The organism is Streptomyces sp. NBC_01235 (assembly GCF_035989285.1).
In the GTDB taxonomy this organism is placed as follows: domain Bacteria; phylum Actinomycetota; class Actinomycetes; order Streptomycetales; family Streptomycetaceae; genus Streptomyces.
The window spans coordinates 7,722,859-7,739,842 of sequence record NZ_CP108513.1; the positions used below are offsets into that span (position 1 = coordinate 7,722,859).

At 71.0% G+C, this 16,984-nt stretch carries 16 protein-coding genes and 1 pseudogene; 12 read left to right on the forward strand and 5 right to left on the reverse strand.

What is annotated here, in order from left to right:
* Positions 1–122: 122 nt before the first annotated feature.
* Complete coding sequence (locus OG289_RS34905) at positions 123–782, reverse strand: N-acetylmuramoyl-L-alanine amidase (RefSeq protein WP_327318028.1); 660 nt, start codon at positions 780–782, stop codon at positions 123–125.
* Between the two features lie 83 nt (positions 783–865).
* Here OG289_RS34905 and mnmA point away from each other — a divergent pair, with 83 nt between their 5' ends.
* Positions 866–1,996, forward strand: coding sequence for a tRNA 2-thiouridine(34) synthase MnmA (mnmA, locus tag OG289_RS34910; RefSeq protein ID WP_327318029.1), 1,131 nt, complete (start codon positions 866–868; stop codon positions 1,994–1,996).
* A gap of 26 nt (positions 1,997–2,022) precedes the next feature.
* Here the strand turns inward: mnmA and OG289_RS34915 are convergent, their stop codons facing one another.
* The 3 genes from OG289_RS34915 to OG289_RS34925 all read right to left on the reverse strand — a co-directional run bounded on the left by OG289_RS34915 (position 2,023) and on the right by OG289_RS34925 (position 4,356).
* Positions 2,023–2,802 carry an alpha/beta fold hydrolase gene (locus OG289_RS34915; protein WP_327318030.1) on the reverse strand — a complete coding sequence of 260 codons (780 nt, stop codon included), beginning with the start codon at positions 2,800–2,802 and terminating at the stop codon, positions 2,023–2,025.
* A gap of 68 nt (positions 2,803–2,870) precedes the next feature.
* Entirely contained in the window at positions 2,871–3,887 is a 1,017-nt protein-coding gene (locus OG289_RS34920; RefSeq protein ID WP_327318031.1) for a helix-turn-helix transcriptional regulator, read from the reverse strand.
* Between the two features lie 139 nt (positions 3,888–4,026).
* Positions 4,027–4,356 carry a DUF427 domain-containing protein gene (locus OG289_RS34925; protein ID WP_327318032.1) on the reverse strand — a complete coding sequence of 110 codons (330 nt, stop codon included), beginning with the start codon at positions 4,354–4,356 and terminating at the stop codon, positions 4,027–4,029.
* Positions 4,357–4,406: 50 nt separating this feature from the next.
* On the opposite strand from OG289_RS34925, the gene OG289_RS34930 reads away from it, so the two are divergent.
* The 5 genes from OG289_RS34930 to OG289_RS34950 all read left to right on the forward strand — a co-directional run bounded on the left by OG289_RS34930 (position 4,407) and on the right by OG289_RS34950 (position 11,531).
* A complete protein-coding gene (locus OG289_RS34930) occupies positions 4,407–4,946 on the forward strand; it encodes a TIGR00730 family Rossman fold protein (protein ID WP_327318033.1) in 540 nt (179 codons plus the stop codon).
* Between the two features lie 17 nt (positions 4,947–4,963).
* Complete coding sequence (locus tag OG289_RS34935; RefSeq protein WP_327318034.1) at positions 4,964–5,662, forward strand: SDR family oxidoreductase; 699 nt, start codon at positions 4,964–4,966, stop codon at positions 5,660–5,662.
* Between the two features lie 131 nt (positions 5,663–5,793).
* On the forward strand, positions 5,794–6,801 hold the full coding sequence (locus tag OG289_RS34940) for a methionine synthase (RefSeq protein ID WP_327318035.1): 1,008 nt from the start codon (positions 5,794–5,796) through the stop codon (positions 6,799–6,801).
* A 15-nt stretch (positions 6,802–6,816) separates the two neighbouring features.
* On the forward strand, positions 6,817–9,009 hold the full coding sequence (gene ligA / locus OG289_RS34945) for an NAD-dependent DNA ligase LigA (protein ID WP_327318036.1): 2,193 nt from the start codon (positions 6,817–6,819) through the stop codon (positions 9,007–9,009).
* Positions 9,010–9,278: 269 nt separating this feature from the next.
* Complete coding sequence (locus tag OG289_RS34950) at positions 9,279–11,531, forward strand: putative bifunctional diguanylate cyclase/phosphodiesterase (RefSeq protein ID WP_327318037.1); 2,253 nt, start codon at positions 9,279–9,281, stop codon at positions 11,529–11,531.
* Positions 11,532–11,575: 44 nt separating this feature from the next.
* On the opposite strand, the pseudogene OG289_RS34955 reads toward OG289_RS34950, so the two are convergent.
* Positions 11,576–12,173, reverse strand: a pseudogene (locus OG289_RS34955) (TetR/AcrR family transcriptional regulator).
* 99 nt (positions 12,174–12,272) lie between these two features.
* Here OG289_RS34955 and OG289_RS34960 point away from each other — a divergent pair.
* The 6 genes from OG289_RS34960 to gatB all read left to right on the forward strand — a co-directional run bounded on the left by OG289_RS34960 (position 12,273) and on the right by gatB (position 16,944).
* Positions 12,273–12,644: a DUF4267 domain-containing protein gene (locus OG289_RS34960; RefSeq protein WP_327318038.1), complete on the forward strand. Its 372-nt coding sequence runs from the start codon at positions 12,273–12,275 to the stop codon at positions 12,642–12,644.
* A gap of 31 nt (positions 12,645–12,675) precedes the next feature.
* Complete coding sequence (locus OG289_RS34965; RefSeq protein ID WP_327318039.1) at positions 12,676–13,170, forward strand: cupin domain-containing protein; 495 nt, start codon at positions 12,676–12,678, stop codon at positions 13,168–13,170.
* Between the two features lie 203 nt (positions 13,171–13,373).
* The gene (gatC, locus tag OG289_RS34970; protein ID WP_007384860.1) at positions 13,374–13,670 is read left to right on the forward strand and encodes an Asp-tRNA(Asn)/Glu-tRNA(Gln) amidotransferase subunit GatC; all 297 of its coding nucleotides are present in this window, start codon (positions 13,374–13,376) and stop codon (positions 13,668–13,670) included.
* A gap of 5 nt (positions 13,671–13,675) precedes the next feature.
* Positions 13,676–15,178, forward strand: coding sequence for an Asp-tRNA(Asn)/Glu-tRNA(Gln) amidotransferase subunit GatA (gene gatA, locus OG289_RS34975; protein ID WP_327318040.1), 1,503 nt, complete (start codon positions 13,676–13,678; stop codon positions 15,176–15,178).
* Positions 15,175–15,414, forward strand: coding sequence for a hypothetical protein (locus OG289_RS34980; RefSeq protein WP_069770484.1), 240 nt, complete (start codon positions 15,175–15,177; stop codon positions 15,412–15,414). Before gatA ends, OG289_RS34980 begins: the two co-directional genes overlap by 4 nt.
* A 15-nt stretch (positions 15,415–15,429) precedes the next feature.
* Complete coding sequence (gatB, locus tag OG289_RS34985) at positions 15,430–16,944, forward strand: Asp-tRNA(Asn)/Glu-tRNA(Gln) amidotransferase subunit GatB (protein WP_327318041.1); 1,515 nt, start codon at positions 15,430–15,432, stop codon at positions 16,942–16,944.
* Positions 16,945–16,984 lie beyond the last annotated feature (40 nt).

Genomic DNA, 16,984 nt, shown 5'->3' on the forward strand with positions numbered 1-16,984 from the left:
ATCGGGCGGCCGACGCTCATCAAGCTTTCACGATATCGGGCACGTGTGACCTGCGTCATAGTGACATCACGTCACGGCGAGCCCGCGTCACCGTGACCCTGAGGTGATGCCCGGGGTGACGCTCAGGCCGAAGCGGTCTGCGCTTCCTCGACGAGCCGCAGGTACCGCTTCCAGTTCCAGTGCTCGCCGGGGTCGGTGTGGTCCGTACCCGGCACCTCCACGTGCCCGATGATGTGCTCGCGGTCGACGGGTATGTCGTACCGCCGGCAGATCGCGGCCGTCAGCCGGGCCGAGGCGGCGTACATCGCGTCGGTGAAGTCCTTCGGCCGGTCCACGAAGCCCTCGTGCTCGATGCCGACACTGCGCTCGTTGTACGCGCGGTTGCCCGCGTGGTAGGCCACGTCCAGCTCGCGGACCATCTGCGTGATGTGCCCGTCCTTGCCGACGATGTAGTGCGCCGCCGCCTTGTGCCCCGGGTCCTCGAACGCCTTCACCGCGCTGTCCAGGTCGCCCTGGGTGACATGGATGACGACCATGTCGATCCCGTAGTCGTCCGGCCGGTCCGCCCAGCGGAAGTTCGCCTCCGACGCCGCCACCCACCGCGCGCCCACGAAGTCGACGGCCCCCTCCACCCGCTTCCTGCGCACACCGGGCAGCCGCCAGTACAGCCGCGCCAGCTCCTCACGCGCCAGCACCCCGGTGCCGACGGCGGCCACCGCCCCGCCGATCAGCAGGGCCCGCCGCCCGATCCGCCGGTCGGAGTCGCTCTTCTTCTCCCCCATGTCCGTGCCCTTCCTCGCCCCTCGTGATCGTCAACGGATACTCGCGGGATCTGGTTCCCGACGACCCGTACCCTGGAAGGGTTATGACTGAGACCTCGCAGCGCTCCCGCCCCCTTCGCGTACTCGCCGCCATGTCCGGCGGGGTCGACTCCGCCGTCGCCGCCGCCCGCGCCGCGGAAGCCGGCCACGACGTGACCGGCGTCCACCTCGCGCTCTCCGCGAACCCGCAGTCGTTCCGCACGGGCGCGCGAGGCTGTTGCACCATCGAGGACTCCCGCGACGCCCGCCGCGCCGCCGACGTCATCGGCATCCCGTTCTACGTCTGGGACCTCGCCGACCGCTTCCGCGAGGACGTCGTCGACGACTTCGTCGCCGAGTACGAGGCCGGCCGCACCCCCAACCCCTGCCTGCGCTGCAACGAGAAGATCAAGTTCGCCGCCCTGCTCGACAAGGCGCTCGCGCTCGGCTTCGACGCGGTCTGCACCGGGCACTACGCGCAGGTCGTCGTCCGCGAGGACGGCACCCGGGAACTCCACCGCGCCTCCGACATGGCCAAGGACCAGTCGTACGTCCTCGGCGTTCTGGACGACCGCCAGCTCGCCCACGCGCTCTTCCCCCTCGGTGACACGGTGACGACGAAGGACGAGATCCGCGCGGAGGCCGAGCGCCGGGGCCTGGCGGTCGCCAAGAAGCCCGACTCGCACGACATCTGCTTCATCGCCGACGGCGACACCCAGGGCTTCCTGGCCAAGCGCCTCGGCAAGGCGGAGGGCGACATCGTCGACGAGTCCGGCACGAGGATCGGCACCCACGAGGGCGCGTACGGCTTCACCATCGGCCAGCGCAAGGGGCTGCGCATCGGCACCCCGGCCGCCGACGGCAAGCCGCGCTACGTCCTGGACATCTCCCCGGTGAACAACACGGTGACGGTCGGCCCGGCCGCCGCCCTGGACGTGACCGCCCTGACGGCGATCAAGCCCCGCTGGTGCGGAGCCGCCCCCACCGGCCCCGGCACGTACACCGCCCAGCTGCGTGCCCACGGCGGCGAGACCGAGGTGACCGCCGAACTGGTCGACGGCCGCCTGGAGGTCACGTTCCGCGAGCCCGTCCGGGGCGTGGCCCCCGGCCAGGCGATCGTGCTGTACGACGACACCCGCGTGGTGGGCTCGGCCACGATCGCGTCCACGGTGCGGGCGACGGCCGGGGTGTCCTGACCTATTGACCTACTGGTCCGCTGCTCCTACTGGCCGAAGAACTCGGCCAGTACCGGCGCCAGGACGTTCGGATCGACCGCGTGGGTCTGCCCTTCGAGGGTCCGGTACGTGCCGTCGGGAACCGCCTCCGCGACGGCACGCACGGCCTCGCGCAGCCACGGCGGACTCGCCTCGCCGGCCACGGCCAGCACGGGCACGCCGATCGAGGCCAGCCGCTCCCGGGGCACCAGCCCGTCGCCCATGACGGCGTCGTCGTACGCGAGGGTCGGCGCGAGGGCCTCCATCCCCGTCCACATCGGTGCTTGACGGGCGCCCCGGATCATCTCCTCGGCCAGCCCCGTCAGCCGCAGGAACAGTTCGACGGCGTCCCCGCGCCGCCCCTGCGTCAGCGCCTCGGTGAGGTTCGACGTGTAATCGGCGCGTTCCTTGGCCCCCTCCTCGTTGACGGCGAACGGCGTCTCGTACACGGCCACCCGGCGTACCGGCAGCCCGTCGGCCGCCGCCCGCAGCGCCAGCGCGCCGCCCGACGAGATGCCGTAGAGCGCGGCCTCGCCGCCCGCCGCGTCGATGAGCGCCGCCAGGTCCTCGATCTCGCGCCGCACCGTGTACGGCGCCGTGTCGCCGCTCTCGCCGCGGCCCCGGCGGTCGTAGCAGAGGACCGTGAAGCGGTCCGCGAGCAGGGCGGCCAGGGGCGCCATGGTGCCGCCCGTGGACATCGCCCCGCTCACCAGGATGACGGCGGGGCCCTGTCCCCTGCGTTCGTACGCGATGGCGGTGCCGTCGCGTGAAAGCGTCTTCTTGTCCATGCCTGTGGAGACTGTCAGACGGGACGGGACTTGTCGGTGTGGCGGGGCCGGGCCAGGGCCCGGGACCGTCAGTCCGCCCGGATGAGGAACCGCTGGTCGGCCGCGCCGGTGCAGCGCTCCTCGACCGCTTCGGCCCCCACGGTGCTGTCGTCGCCGGCCATGCCGATGCACGTGCTGCCGTGGGCCGGGCGAAGCCGGAAACCTCCGGCGTCGTCGGCGGAGGCGGCCTCCACGCGGAACAGGGTGGCCTGGCCGCAGTCGTTCCGGGGCTCGAGCATGCCCTTCACCGGACCGGTGCTCATGATCGTCAGGCACCCCTTCCCGAGCTGGGGGTGATGCCATTGGATGCGGTAGAGGCCCTCGCCGAACGGTTCGAGATAGGTGCGCGGCACGGTGGCCCGGGCACAGGGAAGCTGGACGGCGACGGCACTCCCGTAGGCGCCGCCCCGGTCGCGTCCGTCCGTCAGACAGAGGTCCGGCGTGCGGACCGGGCGCACGGTGACCCAGCCGTCGACCGGGGCCCGGGAGGCGGCGCCCGAGACAGCCGCTGCGCTGCCCGGGACAGCCGGTGCACCGCTCGAATCGGCGGAGTTCCTGGAACCTTTGGAGCCGTCGGAGCCCCCGGGGAACAGCCCCCAGACGGCCAGGGCGAGCAACGGGACCACGAGACCGGCCGTGAGCACGACGGTGCGTCCGGTGGCCCGCCGGGGCCGCGCCGCCGGGGAGTCCTCGGTCCGCGGCGCAGGCCCGTCTTCGGCCTCCTGGCCGGGTCCGGACACCGTGGAGGGCTCGGCCCCGGCCGCGAGGCCCGCGGCGATCCGCTCCCTCGCGTCCAGCCAGGCGTCGACCCGCTGTCCGTCCCCGCAGGCGCGGACGAACGCGGCCAGCACGTCGGGCCTTGGAAGGCTCGTCCTGCGCAGGATGTCGGCCAGCGTGCTGCGTGCCAGCACGTCACCGTTGCGGGCGGCCCGCTCCTCCAGTTCGCGGTAGGTCAGCCCGGCACGCTCCTTGAGTCGCTGCATCGACGCGACGAAGCCGACGGCGTCCCGGGCCTCGTACGGCGACAGCTCTCCCAAGTTCCCCATGCACGCATGGTGTTCCAGCCATGAGGCACCGGACAACCGGGGATTCGGTCATGCCCCGCTGTCCCGCACGGAATCCGGACAAAGCCCTGACCAGCCCGGACAGTGCATTGCCCGCCCGGGTGAGGGGTGCGCCCCGTGATCAGGCCGGAGAGACGGTCACTTCGTAGAAGCAGAGATGGTTCTTGATCGCGGCGACGTCCGGCTTCGGGTCGGGGTAGGCCCAGACCAGGTCGGCGGCGCCGGGCAGCGACCAGTAGGACGCCGTTCCCTTGAAGGGGCAGTACGTGTGGGTGTCGGAGGGGGTCAGGAGGTCGAGCCGTACGTCCTCGGCGGGGATGTAGTACCGCACCGGACAGCCCGTCTCGCGCAGGACGAGCGCCCGGTCGGTCTCGGCCAGTACGTGGTCCCCGTGGACGACCCTGATGTGCCGGTCGCCCTGCTCGATCGTGATCGTGTGTCCTTCGGTCATATCGGAAAAGCACTCGCGGGCCCCTGGTTCTTCCCGCGTACCGTGGCGGCATGCGTATCTGTGTCTTCCTCTCCGCGGCCGACCTCGACGACCGTTACACGCGCCCCGCGCGCGAGTTCGCCGAACTGCTCGGCAAAGGCGGCCATACGCTCGTGTGGGGCGGTTCGGACGTCGGTCTGATGAAGGTGGTGGCCGACGGGGTGCAGGAGACGGGCGGCCGGCTGTGCGGGGTGTCGGTGGACTTCCTTGCGGCCAAGGCGCGGGCCGGGGCCGACGAGATGGTCATCGCGAAGGATCTGGCCGAGCGCAAGCGGCTGCTCCTGGAGAAGTCCGACGCTGTCGTGATCATGGTAGGCGGCACCGGCACGCTGGACGAGGCCACCGAGATCCTGGAGCTGAAGAAGCACGGCCACACCGACAAGCCGGTCGTGCTGCTGAACACCGCGGGCTTCTACGACGGCCTCAAGCAGCAGTTCCGGCGCATGGAGAGCGAGGGCTTCCTGCCCCGTCCCCTCACCGACCTGGTGTTCTTCGCGGAGGAGCCGGTGGGTGCGCTGGCCTACCTCGAAGAGAGCCAGGGCATCGAGTAGCCCTCGCCGATGCGAGCATGGCGGGCATGGCTACTCATGTGATCACCGGAGCGGGCTCCGGCATCGGCGCGGCCGTCGCCCGCCGCCTGCACGCGCGCGGGGACGAACTCGTGCTGCACGCGCGCGACGCGGGCCGCGCGAAGGAACTCGCGGCGGAGTTCCCCGGCGCGCGGACGCTCGTCGGCGACCTGGCCGATCCCGACAAGCTGAGCTGGGCGTTCTCCCACCAGTCGCTCCCGGACCGGGTCGACTCGCTGCTGCACATCGCGGGCGTGGTCGACCTCGGCCCGGTCGGTGACCTGACCCCCAAGTCCTGGCGTCACCAGCTCAACGTCAACCTGATCGCCCCCGCAGAGCTGACCCGGCACTTCCTGCCCCAACTCCGGGCCGCGCGGGGCCATGTGGTCTTCGTCAACTCCGGCGCCGGCCTCAACGCCCACGCCGACTGGTCCGCGTACGCGGCGTCCAAGCACGGTCTGAAGGCCCTGGCCGACTCGCTCCGCCACGAGGAGCACGCGGCCGGCGTCCGCGTCACCTCGGTCTACCCCGGCCGCACCGCCAGCCCCATGCAGGCCAAGGTCCACCAGCAGGAGGGCAAGGAGTACGACGCGTCGAAGTGGATCGACCCGGAGTCGGTGGCGACAACAATCCTGATGGCCCTCGACCTGCCCCGGGACGCGGAGGTCAACGACCTGACGGTGCGACCGGGCAGGTGACGGCGACGGTCGCGCATTTCAGCCCGTCCAGCGATTGAGGACCAGGCCCGTTCAGGGTCGACAGCGGGGGTCCGGGGGCGGCAGCCCCCAGGGACGGCGACTTCCCCGGAGGGTTTACGTAGGCTTCCGGGGTGAGCAACAGCACTCAGTTCAGCTTTGGCGCAGCCACCGGCATCGGCTCCCTGCCCGGCGGCGACGCCCGTGAGGCCGCCAAGACCGTCACCGGGTCCTTCGAGGACTTCCCGTTCCTCGCCGAACTGCCCGCCCGAGGCCCCGGCGCCGACATGATCGGCCGCACCGCGGGCCTGCTCGTCGAGCTGTACGCGCGCGTGGAGCCCAGCGGCTGGCGGATCGGCGACCGGCCGGGACGGGACACCAAGCGGGCCCGGTCCTGGCTGCGCGAGGACCTCGACGCGCTGGAGGAGTTCACACAGGGCTACGAGGGACAGGTGAAGGTGCAGGCGGTCGGCCCCTGGACGCTCGCCGCCTCTTTGGAGCTGAAGAACGGCGAGGCGGTGCTCTCCGACCCCGGCGCCTGCCGTGACCTCGCCGGCTCCCTCAGCGAGGGCCTGCGCGACCACCTCGCCGAGGTCCGGCGCCGGCTGCCCGGCGCCCACCTCGTGCTCCAGCTCGACGAGCCCTCCCTCACCGGCGTGCTCCGCGGCCACGTCAGGACCGCCAGCGGCTACCGCACCTACCGCTCCGTCGACCGGCAGGTCGTGGAGGCCACGCTCCGGGACGTCCTCGGGGTGCACGGCGACGGCCCCGTCGTGGTCCACTCGTGCGCACCCGACGTGCCGTTCGCCCTCCTGCGCCGGGCCGGCGCGGCGGCGGTCTCCTTCGACTTCTCGCTGCTCACCGAGCGTGACGACGACGCGATCGGCGAGGCGGTGGAAGCGGGTACCCGGCTGTTCGCCGGTGTCGTGCCCGGCACGGACTCCGCATTGTCAGACCCTGCCGGTAGCGTCATGGGTGTCAGGACGCTGTGGCGCAGGCTGGGGCTGCGACCGGGGCTTCTCTCGGAGGCGGTCACGCTCACGCCGACGTGCGGCCTCGCGGGGGCTTCCCCCGCGTACGCCCGCCAGGCCCTCGCCCACTGCGTCCGGGCGGCGAGATCCCTCGCGGACAACCCAGAGTAACGGGAGGACAACACGGTGGCCGGCGACAGGCAAGCGGAGACGACGGTGCCCACCGAGGCACGGGAGCAGCACGCGCAGCTCGCTGAGCAGATCGAGGAGCACCGCTTCCGGTACTACGTGAAGGACGCTCCCGTCGTCAGCGACGCCGAGTTCGACAGGCTCCTGCGCGCCCTGGAGGCGCTGGAGGAGGAGTACCCCGGGCTGCGCACGCCCGACTCGCCGACCCAGAAGGTCGCGGGCGCGTACGCAACGGAGTTCACGGCCGTCCAGCACCGCGAGCGCATGCTGTCGCTCGACAACGCCTTCGACGACCTGGAGCTCGCCGCCTGGGCCGAGCGCGTCCACAAGGACGTCGGCGCCTCCGCGTACCACTTCCTGTGCGAGCTCAAGGTCGACGGACTCGCCGTCAACCTCACGTACGAGAACGGCCGCCTCACGCGCGCGGCGACCCGTGGCGACGGCCGCACGGGCGAGGACATCACGCCCAACGTGCGCACCATCGCGGAGATCCCGGACCGCCTCGCGGGCGACGGGGTTCCGTCCCTCGTGGAGATCCGCGGCGAGGTCTACTTCCCGATGGAGAAGTTCGAGGAGCTCAACGCCCGTCTGGTCGAGGCCGGCGACAAGCCCTTCGCCAACCCGCGCAACGCGGCGGCCGGTTCACTGCGTCAGAAGGACCCGCGCGTCACCGCCTCCCGCCCGCTGCACATGGTCGTGCACGGCATCGGCGCCCTGGAGGGCTACGAGGGCCTCACCCGCCTCTTTGAGGCCTACGAGCTCCTCAAGACCTGGGGCCTGCCCACCTCCCCGCACAACAAGGTGGTCGGCGACCTGGACGGCGTACGGCAGTTCATCGCGTACTACGGCGAGAACCGGCACTCGGTGGCGCACGAGATCGACGGGGTGGTCGTCAAGCTCGACGAGATCCGCCTCCAGGGACGGCTCGGCTCCACGGCCCGTGCGCCGCGCTGGGCGATCGCGTACAAGTACGCGCCGGAGGAGGTCAACACCCGGCTCATCGACATCAAGGTGGGCGTCGGCCGCACCGGTCGCGTCACGCCCTACGCGCAGGTCGAGCCGGTGACGGTGGCGGGTTCGGAGGTCGAGTTCGCGACCCTGCACAACCAGGACGTCGTCAAGGCGAAGGGCGTGCTCATCGGCGACACCGTGGTGCTGCGCAAGGCCGGTGACGTCATCCCCGAGATCTTGGGACCTGTCGCGGACCTGCGGGACGGCAGCGAGCGGGAGTTCGTGATGCCGTCGGAGTGCCCCGAGTGCGGGACGCCGCTGAAGGCCATGAAGGAGGGCGACATCGACCTTCGTTGCCCCAACGCACGTGCGTGCCCGGCCCAGTTGAGAGAGCGCGTCTCCTATCTGGCCGGCCGGCAGTGCCTGGACATCGAGCACTTCGGCGAGGTCGTGGCTGCCGCACTCACTCAGCCGTTGGAGCCGGCCGATCCACCGCTTGTGGACGAGGGCGGTCTTTTCGATCTCACCGTCGAGAAGCTCCTTCCCATCAAGGCGCACGTGCTCGACAAGGACAGCGGTCTGCCCAAGCGTGACCCCAGGACGGGTGAGGAGAAGATCGTCACGGTCTTCGCCAACCAGCAGGGCGAGCCGAAGAAGAACACGCTCGCGCTGCTCAAGAACATCGAAGAGGCCAAGGCCCGTCCGCTCGCCCGTTTCATCAACGGACTCTCCATTCGGCACGTCGGTCCGGTCTCGGCCGAGGCGCTCGCGCGCAACTTCCGCTCGATCGACCGTATCGACGAGGCCACGGAGGAGGAGCTGAAGAACACCGACGGGGTCGGCCCGATCGTGGCCGCCGCGGTGAAACAGTGGTTCGCCGAGGAATGGCACCGCGACATCATCCGAAAGTGGAAGGAAGCCGGCGTCGTCCTCGAAGAGGAGAGCTCCGGTGAGGACGAAGGGCCGCGTCCCCTCGAAGGGCTGACGGTCGTCGTCACCGGCACCCTCGAACACTTCACCCGTGACGGCGCCAAGGACGCCCTGCAGAGCCGTGGAGCGAAGGTGACCGGTTCCGTGTCGAAGAAGACGTCATTCGTCGTTGTGGGTGACAGCCCTGGATCGAAGTACGACAAGGCGATGCAGCTCAAGGTGCCGGTTCTGAACGAGGACGGCTTCACCGTCCTGCTGGAACAGGGGCCCGAGGCGGCGGCCGAAGTCGCCCTGTCGGCAGAGGAGTAGCGAAGAGTGGCGGTTGAAGACCACCCGATCGGCGCATACCAGACGCATACGGGTGGCCGGGGCGCATTCGGGCAACCGTCGACGACCGCTGCCCGTGGAAGCCTTCTGCGGCCTACTGTTGATATGTGCGCCTGCCGTGCCCAGCTGCGGTCGGGGCATCCCCGTGCTCCTGGTGGGCAAGGGGAAGGGTTTTCCGACGCGGCGCCGCCCGGGGTTGTAGGGCAACGGGCCGCGTGGCGTGGGCACCGCCGGCTGTGAGAGGGACGGGAATGGAACCGACCGAGAGCGCCGCCCCGGACGCACGGCTGCGCCGACTCCGGGTCGCCGGCGTCTGGTGGGGGAGGTGGACGGCGCGCTCAGGGCGACATCCGGGCGCGCAGGCGTACGCACCGCACCGCGCGCCCCACACCGCACCGCACCCCGCCCTGAACCACCGCACACCCGCCCAGCCGCACCCCGGGCTGCCCGGCACCGAACCCGACCGGCATCTGTCCTGGCCCGCGCTGCCCGCCGCGGTCGTCGCGGCGGCCGGGTTCGCCCTCGGCGCCGGCTTCTACCGCGCCTTCACCGACAACCACGCGCTCTTCCCGTCCGGCACCCTCGGCTGGGCGCTGGCCGTACTGGCCGGCGTCATCGTCGGCCACCTGGTCCTGCTCGGCCGCGCCCGCTGGTGGGGCGGCACCGGCTCCGGCGCCGCCCTCACCCTCGCCGTCCTGCTGCTGTACGGCTGGGTGCCCGCCGGCATGGTCAGCCTCACCGTCGTCGTCCTGGTCGGCATAGCCCGGCGTCACCGCTGGCGGCAGGGCGTCCTGCACGGCGCGGTGGACATCCTCGGCATCGGCGCGGGCGCGCTGCTGCTGGCCGCCTGCGGACGGATACCGTCCGTGGAGCGACCCTGGACCCCCGACAGCTGGACGGTCTACACCGGCCCCCAGGTCGTCCTGGTGGCCGTCGCCTACCTCGCCGTCACCCGCGTCCTGCTCTGGTATCTGCACGCCCCGCGCTCCGGCGGACTGCCCACCGTCGCCCGTACGGCCCTTCTCAGGCAGGGCCTGGTAGCGGTCGCTCTCCTGGGTATCGCCCCGCTGATCTGCGTGGTGGCCGTGGCCAAGCCGATCCTGCTGCCGCTGTTCGCCATTCCGCTCGTCGCCCTCGACTCCACCCTGTGGATGGCCCGCGCCCGCGCGGAGGAACAACTGCGCGACCCGCTGACCGGGCTGCCCAACCGTCAGTGGCTCCTGGAACGTATCTGGACCGCCCTGGACGACGCCGAGCGCATCGGCGCCCGGGCCGCTCTGATGCTGATCGACCTCGACCGTTTCCGTTCGGTCAACGACACCCTCGGTCATCTCGCCGGAGACCGGCTGCTGCTCCAGATAGCCGAGCGGCTGCGGCTCGCCCTGCCGCGCGGGGCGGAGGTCGCGCGGCTCGGCGGGGACGAGTTCGCCGTCTTACTGCCCGTCGCCGACTCCACGACCTCGGCGTCCCGGGTCGCCCGCGGTCTGGTCTCCGGCCTCAGCTCGCCGCTCGACCTCGACGGTCTCACCCTCGTCCTGGAGGCCAGCGCCGGCGTCGCCGTCTTCCCCGACCACGCGCTCGACGCGGAAGGCCTGCTGCGCCGGGCCGACGTGGCGATGTACCAGGCCAAGCGGGACCGCACGGGCGTGGAGGTGTACGAGTCCAAGCGTGACTCCAACACCCCCGACCGGCTCGGACTGCTGGGCGACCTGCGGCGCGCGCTCGACGCGCACGAGGTGCAGCTGCACTACCAGCCGAAGGTCCGCTTCGACGGGCAGGTGGCGGGGCTGGAGGCCCTGGTCCGGTGGGTGCACCCGGAGCGGGGGAAGGTGCCGCCGGACGAGTTCATAGCGATCGCCGAGTCGTCGGGCCTGATGCCGCATCTGACGGAGTATGTGCTGGAGACGGCGCTCGGCCAGGTCGCGAAGTGGCGGGCCCAGGGGCTGTTCGTGCCGGTCGCGGTCAACGTCTCCCCGCGCGACGTCCACACGCCGGGCTTCGCGGGGTCGGTGGCAGCGCGGTTGGCGCGGCACGGAGTGCCTGCGGGAGCGCTCCAACTGGAGATAACCGAACACGTCCTCCTGGAGGACCCGCAGCGGGCCGCCGCGACCCTCAACGGGCTGACCGGGCACGGCGTGAAGATGTCGCTGGACGACTTCGGAACGGGCTACTCCTCCCTTGTGCACCTGCGCCGACTGCCCGTCAGCGAGCTGAAGATCGACCGCTCCTTCGTGGCCCGGCTGGCCGTCGACAACGAGGACGCGGAGATCGTGCGCTGCACCGTCGACCTCGCTCATTCGCTGGGGCTTCTGGTGGTCGCCGAGGGCGTCGAGGACGACGAGACGTGGGAGCGCCTGCGTGACCTGGGCTGCGACGCGGTGCAGGGCTGGCTGGTGGCCGCGGCGATGCCTCCCGAGGAGGCGACGGCGTGGCTGCGGGCCCGAGGCTCACGCGGCTGGCAGCGCCCCGCGGCAGCCCTCCCGGCGGCAGCCACCGACGACTGACCTCTTTGGCCCGGGCGCCCGTTCAGCCCGGACGAGAGCCCCCCTCACCTCACTGCCGCCGCGAAGTGGCCGGTCAACGGCTCCAGTCGCCGGGCGTGGGCGGATTCCGGGAGGCGTCCGCTGCGCATCAGCGTCACCAAGCCGTGCAGGCCCGCCCAGTAGGTCTCCGTGAGGAGGCCGGCGTCCTCTCCCTCGGCCGCGATCGGCTCCACGACCGCCGCCAGTTTCGTTGAAGGCGTCCCATGGCGCCGCCGGGGCCTGCGGCGTCGCGAACGGCAGGTCCACGGTGTGCGTGAACATCGCGTCGTACAGGGCGGGCCGGCGTCGCGCGAAGGCGGTGTACGCCTCGCCCACCGCCGCCAGGCCGGCACGCGCGGCCGCCGCTCCGGCAGCCGTCCGCGCCCCTGTCCGCGCAGCCCGCAGCTCCGCCGCCATCTCCGCGAGGCCCTCCAGCGCGACCGCCGTCGTGATCGTGTCCTTGCCCTTGAAGTGGCTGCAGAGGACGGGCTGGCTGTACTCGATCTCCGCGGCGAGGCGCCGTGTCGTCACCGCCTCCCAGCCCTCCGCCTCCGCCGGTTCGCGCGCGGCCGTGACGATCAGTTGCTCGCGCTCCGCTCGTTCGCGCTCCCGGCGCGTCTGAATCGACCTGCCCGATTCTAGCGGTGCTAGTCATTCTTTCAGTGTTCTGATAGCTTCGCTATAGCCGCTAGCGCCGCTAGTGACAGTGAGAGGGGATCCGCCATGACCGTCACCGCCTACACACTGGCCGTCGCGCTCAACCTGTTCTGCCTGTTCCTCGGCTACCGGTTCCTGTTCCAGCCCGCCTCCTCCGCCGCCGGCTACGGCGTCCCGGCCGATCCCGCGGGCGACGCCGGCGCCTACCTCACGATCAAGGGCGTCAGGGACGGCACCCTCGGCCTGGTGGGCCTCGCGTTGCTGGTCTTCGCCGGGGCGCGGGCCGAGGCCTGGTTCATGCTCTGCGTGGCCCTCGTCCCGCTGGGCGACACCCTGATAGTCCTGCGCCACGGCGGAACCAGGGCCGTCGCCTTCGGAATTCACTTCGCCACGGCCGTTGTTGTGCTCATCAGCGCCGCACTGCTCTTCGCCGTCTGACCGTCCGACATCGCCTGCCAGGGGGACTGCAATGTCGCTTTTCGTACCGAAGTTCGACGACTCCGTGATCGTCCGTGACGCCGATGCCGAGGTCATCGGCGGTGACCCCGTCGGCGTCAAGCTGCTCGCCGACAGCAGTGCGTCCGGCGGCGCGCTGTCCGCCGTCCGCGTCACCCTCGGCGAGGGTGCCGACGGCGCCCGCCCGCACCTGCACCACCACTCCGCCGAGCTGTTCTACCTCCTCGACGGCGAGGCCCGGCTCCTCTCGGGCGACGACATCGTCACCGCCGAACGCGGCGACCTCGTCATCGTCCCGCCGGGCAAGCCGCACGCCTTCGCCGCCGCCCCCGGAAGCGCCGCCGACCTGCTCATCGTGATCACCCCCGGCGTCGAACGCTTCGGCTACTTCCGTCACCTCCAGCGCATCCGCCTGGGCGAGCTCACCCCGGAGAGCCTCCTCGAAGTACAGGAGCTCTACGACAACCAGTTCCTGCGCAGCGAGGCCTGGGAAGCCCGCCGAAACTGACGGAAGCCGACGAGCGGGGGAAACTGTTTCACGGGCACACGGCGCCGCCCCCTAGGATTAGGGCCTGTCGCCACATTCCCGCCTGCCCCGCGACGCCTGGCACGCACGCTCGCCGCAGGGCCCGCCCTCTGGGCGGACGACGGGAATGCGACGACAGGCCCTAGGTCCAAACCAACACTCACTCCACCCCAGAGGAACGCTGCATGCCTGGCATCACGCGCGAGGAGGTCGCCCACCTCGCCCGGCTGGCGCGTCTGGAGCTGAAGCCCGAAGAGCTCGAACACTTCGCGGGACAGCTGGACGACATCATCGGCGCGGTCGCCCGCGTCAGTGAGGTCGCCGACCAAGACGTACCGCCGACCTCGCACCCGCTCCCGCTGACGAACGTCATGCGGGCGGACGAGGTCCGTCCGTCGCTCACCCCCGAGCAGGCGCTCTCCGGCGCCCCGGCCCAGGAGCAGCAGCGTTTCAAGGTGCCGCAGATCCTGGGGGAGGACTAACCGCCATGACGGACAACGTCAACATCATCAAGCTCACGGCCGCCGAGACCGCCGCGAAGATCGCCTCCGGCGAGCTCACGGCCGTCCAGGTCGCCGAGGCCCACCTGGCGCGCATCGAGGCCGTCGACGAGAAGGTCCACGCCTTCCTGCACGTCGACCGCGAGGGCGCGCTCGCCCAGGCCCGTGCCGTCGACGAGAAGCGCGAGCGGGGCGAGAAGCTCGGCCCCCTCGCCGGCGTTCCCCTCGCGCTCAAGGACATCTTCACCACCGAGGGCATCCCGACGACCGTCGGTTCGAAGATCCTCGAGGGCTGGATCCCGCCGTACGACGCGACGCTCACCAAGCGGCTGAAGGCCGCCGACGTCGTCATCCTCGGCAAGACCAACATGGACGAGTTCGCCATGGGGTCCTCCACCGAGAACAGTGCTTACGGGCCCACCGGCAACCCCTGGGATCTCACCAAGATCCCCGGCGGATCGGGTGGCGGCTCCTCCGCCGCCCTCGCCTCCTTCCAGGCGCCCCTCGCCATCGGCACCGACACCGGCGGCTCCATCCGCCAGCCGGCCGCCGTCACCGGCACGGTCGGTGTGAAGCCGACGTACGGGGCCGTCTCGCGGTACGGCATGGTGGCCTTCTCGTCCTCGCTCGACCAGGGCGGGCCCTGCGCCCGTACGGTCCTGGACGCGGCGCTGCTGCACGAGGTCATCGCCGGGCACGACCCGCTCGACTCCACGTCCATCGACGCCCCGGTCCCGCCGGTCGTCGAGGCGGCCCGCAACGGCAGCGTCGAGGGCATGCGGGTCGGTGTCGTCAAGCAGTTCCGCGGCGAGGGCTACCAGGCCGGCGTCATCCAGCGGTTCGACGAGTCCGTCGCCCTGCTGAAGGAGCTGGGCGCCGAGATCGTCGAGCTGGACTGCCCGTCCTTCGACCTCGCCCTGTCGGCGTACTACCTGATCGCGCCGTCCGAGTGCTCGTCCAACCTCGCCCGCTTCGACGGTCTGCGCTACGGCCTGCGCAGCGGCGACGACGGCACGCGCTCGGCCGAGGACGTCACCTCCCTCACCCGTGAGGCGGGCTTCGGTCCCGAGGTGAAGCGCCGCATCATGCTCGGCACGTACGCGCTGAGCTCCGGCTACTACGACGCGTACTACGGCTCCGCCCAGAAGGTCCGCACGCTCATCACGCGCGACTTCGAGAAGGCCTTCGAGCAGGTCGACGTGATCGTCTCCCCGACGACCCCGACCACCGCCTTCGCGATCGGCGAGCGTGCCGACGACCCGATGGCGATGTACCTGGCCGACCTGTGCACCATCCCGACCAACCTGGCGGGCAACGCGGCCATGTCGCTGCCCTGCGGTCTCGCCCCGGAGGACAACCTCCCGGTGGGCCTGCAGATCATCGCCCCGGCGCTGAAGGACGACCGCCTTTACAAGGTCGGCGCCGCCGTCGAGGCCGCCTTCGTGGAAAGGTGGGGTCACCCGCTCCTCGAGGAGGCTCCGTCGCTGTGAGTGCACTGAACAAGGCCAAGGGCTTCAAGAAGTCCAAGTCCGGTACGTACCTGTCCATCGCCGGGACCGCGTTCGGCGCGATCGGTGTCGCCAAGCGGCTGAAGAAGGCCCGCGCCGAGAAGGACACCCTGGTCCTGATCGACGCCACCGTGTCCGCCGTCGCCATCGTCACCGGCCTCGCCATCCTGTACCGCGAGCTGAAGCGGCTGGGCGACGACGACGTCCTGCTGGGCTGAGAGGGAAGTTTCACCGTGACCACCACGACCGACCTGGTGTCGTACGAGGACGCGCTGGCGTCCTACGACCCCGTCATGGGCCTCGAGGTCCATGTCGAACTCGGCACCAAGACGAAGATGTTCTGTGGGTGTTCGACCGAGCTGGGCGCCGAGCCCAACTCGCAGACCTGCCCCACCTGCCTCGGCATGCCCGGCGCGCTTCCGGTCGTCAACGCGATCGGCATCGAGTCCGCGATCAAGATCGGTCTCGCGCTGAACTGCGAGATCGCCGAGTGGTGCCGTTTCGCCCGGAAGAACTACTTCTATCCGGACATGCCGAAGAACTTCCAGACCTCCCAGTACGACGAGCCGATCGCCTTCAACGGCTACCTCGACGTCCAGCTGGAGGACGGCGAGACCTTCCGCGTGGAGATCGAGCGCGCCCACATGGAGGAGGACACCGGCAAGTCGACGCACGTCGGCGGCGCCACCGGCCGTATCCACGGCGCGTCCCACTCCCTGCTGGACTACAACCGCGCCGGCATCCCGCTCATCGAGATCGTCACCAAGCCGATCGAGGGCGCGGGTGAGCGTGCTCCCGAGGTGGCGAAGGCCTACGTCCGTGAGCTGCGCGAGCTCATCAAGGCGCTCGGTGTCTCCGAGGCCCGCATGGAGATGGGCCAGATGCGCTGCGACGTGAACCTGTCGCTGCGCCCGCACGGCCGGGAGAAGTTCGGCACCCGGTCCGAGACGAAGAACGTGAACTCGCTGCGGTCCGTGGAGCGCGCGGCCCGCTTCGAGATCCAGCGGCACGCGGCCGTGCTGTCGTCCGGCGGCACGATCATCCAGGAGACCCGCCACTTCCACGAGGACACCGGGTCGACGACCTCGGGCCGCGTGAAGGAGGAGGCCGAGGACTACCGGTACTTCCCGGAGCCCGACCTGGTGCCGGTCGCCCCGTCCCGTGAGTGGGTCGAGGAGATCCGTGCCGGGCTGCCGGAGCTGCCGCTGGTCCGCCGGGGCCGACTGCTCGCCGAGTGGGGCATCTCCGCCAACGACATGCAGTCGATCCTCAACGCCGGTGCGCTGGACCTGATCGTCGCCACGATCGACGCCGGCGCCGACGCGGCCTCCGCCCGCAAGTGGTGGATGGGCGAACTGGCGCGCAGCGCCAACGAGTCGGGCGTCTCGCTCGACGAGCTGGCGATCACGCCCGAGCAGGTCGCCCGGGTCGCGCAGCTCGTGAGCGGCGGCGACCTGAACGACAAGCTGGCCCGTCAGGTCATCGAGGGCGTCCTCGCGGGCGAGGGCACCCCGGACGAGGTCGTCGTCAAGCGCGGTCTGAAGGTCGTCTCCGACGAGGGCGCGCTCACCACGGCCGTCGAGGAGGCCATCGCCGGCAACCCGGGCATCGCCGACAAGATCCGCGGCGGCAAGGTGGCCGCGGCCGGCGCCCTGGTCGGCGCGGTGATGAAGGCCACGCGCGGTCAGGCCGACGCGGCCCGCGTCAAGGAGCTGATCCTTCAGAAGCTGGGCGTCAGCGAGGGCTGAGGCCCGCCGAGGCTCGCGAGATTCCCACAGGGGTGCACCG

Excerpts from the sequence above, each read along its gene's own strand:
- OG289_RS34905 (WP_327318028.1), bottom strand. The coding sequence starts at position 782 with ATGGGGGAGAAGAAGAGCGACTCCGACCGGCGGATCGGGCGGCGGGCC.
- mnmA (WP_327318029.1), top strand. The coding sequence starts at position 866 with ATGACTGAGACCTCGCAGCGCTCCCGCCCCCTTCGCGTACTCGCCGCC.
- OG289_RS34915 (WP_327318030.1), bottom strand. The coding sequence starts at position 2,802 with ATGGACAAGAAGACGCTTTCACGCGACGGCACCGCCATCGCGTACGAA.
- OG289_RS34920 (WP_327318031.1), bottom strand. The coding sequence starts at position 3,887 with ATGGGGAACTTGGGAGAGCTGTCGCCGTACGAGGCCCGGGACGCCGTC.
- OG289_RS34925 (WP_327318032.1), bottom strand. The coding sequence starts at position 4,356 with ATGACCGAAGGACACACGATCACGATCGAGCAGGGCGACCGGCACATC.
- OG289_RS34930 (WP_327318033.1), top strand. The coding sequence starts at position 4,407 with ATGCGTATCTGTGTCTTCCTCTCCGCGGCCGACCTCGACGACCGTTAC.
- OG289_RS34935 (WP_327318034.1), top strand. The coding sequence starts at position 4,964 with ATGGCGGGCATGGCTACTCATGTGATCACCGGAGCGGGCTCCGGCATC.
- OG289_RS34950 (WP_327318037.1), top strand. The coding sequence starts at position 9,279 with ATGGAACCGACCGAGAGCGCCGCCCCGGACGCACGGCTGCGCCGACTC.
- OG289_RS34960 (WP_327318038.1), top strand. The coding sequence starts at position 12,273 with ATGACCGTCACCGCCTACACACTGGCCGTCGCGCTCAACCTGTTCTGC.
- OG289_RS34965 (WP_327318039.1), top strand. The coding sequence starts at position 12,676 with ATGTCGCTTTTCGTACCGAAGTTCGACGACTCCGTGATCGTCCGTGAC.
- gatC (WP_007384860.1), top strand. The coding sequence starts at position 13,374 with ATGCCTGGCATCACGCGCGAGGAGGTCGCCCACCTCGCCCGGCTGGCG.
- gatA (WP_327318040.1), top strand. The coding sequence starts at position 13,676 with ATGACGGACAACGTCAACATCATCAAGCTCACGGCCGCCGAGACCGCC.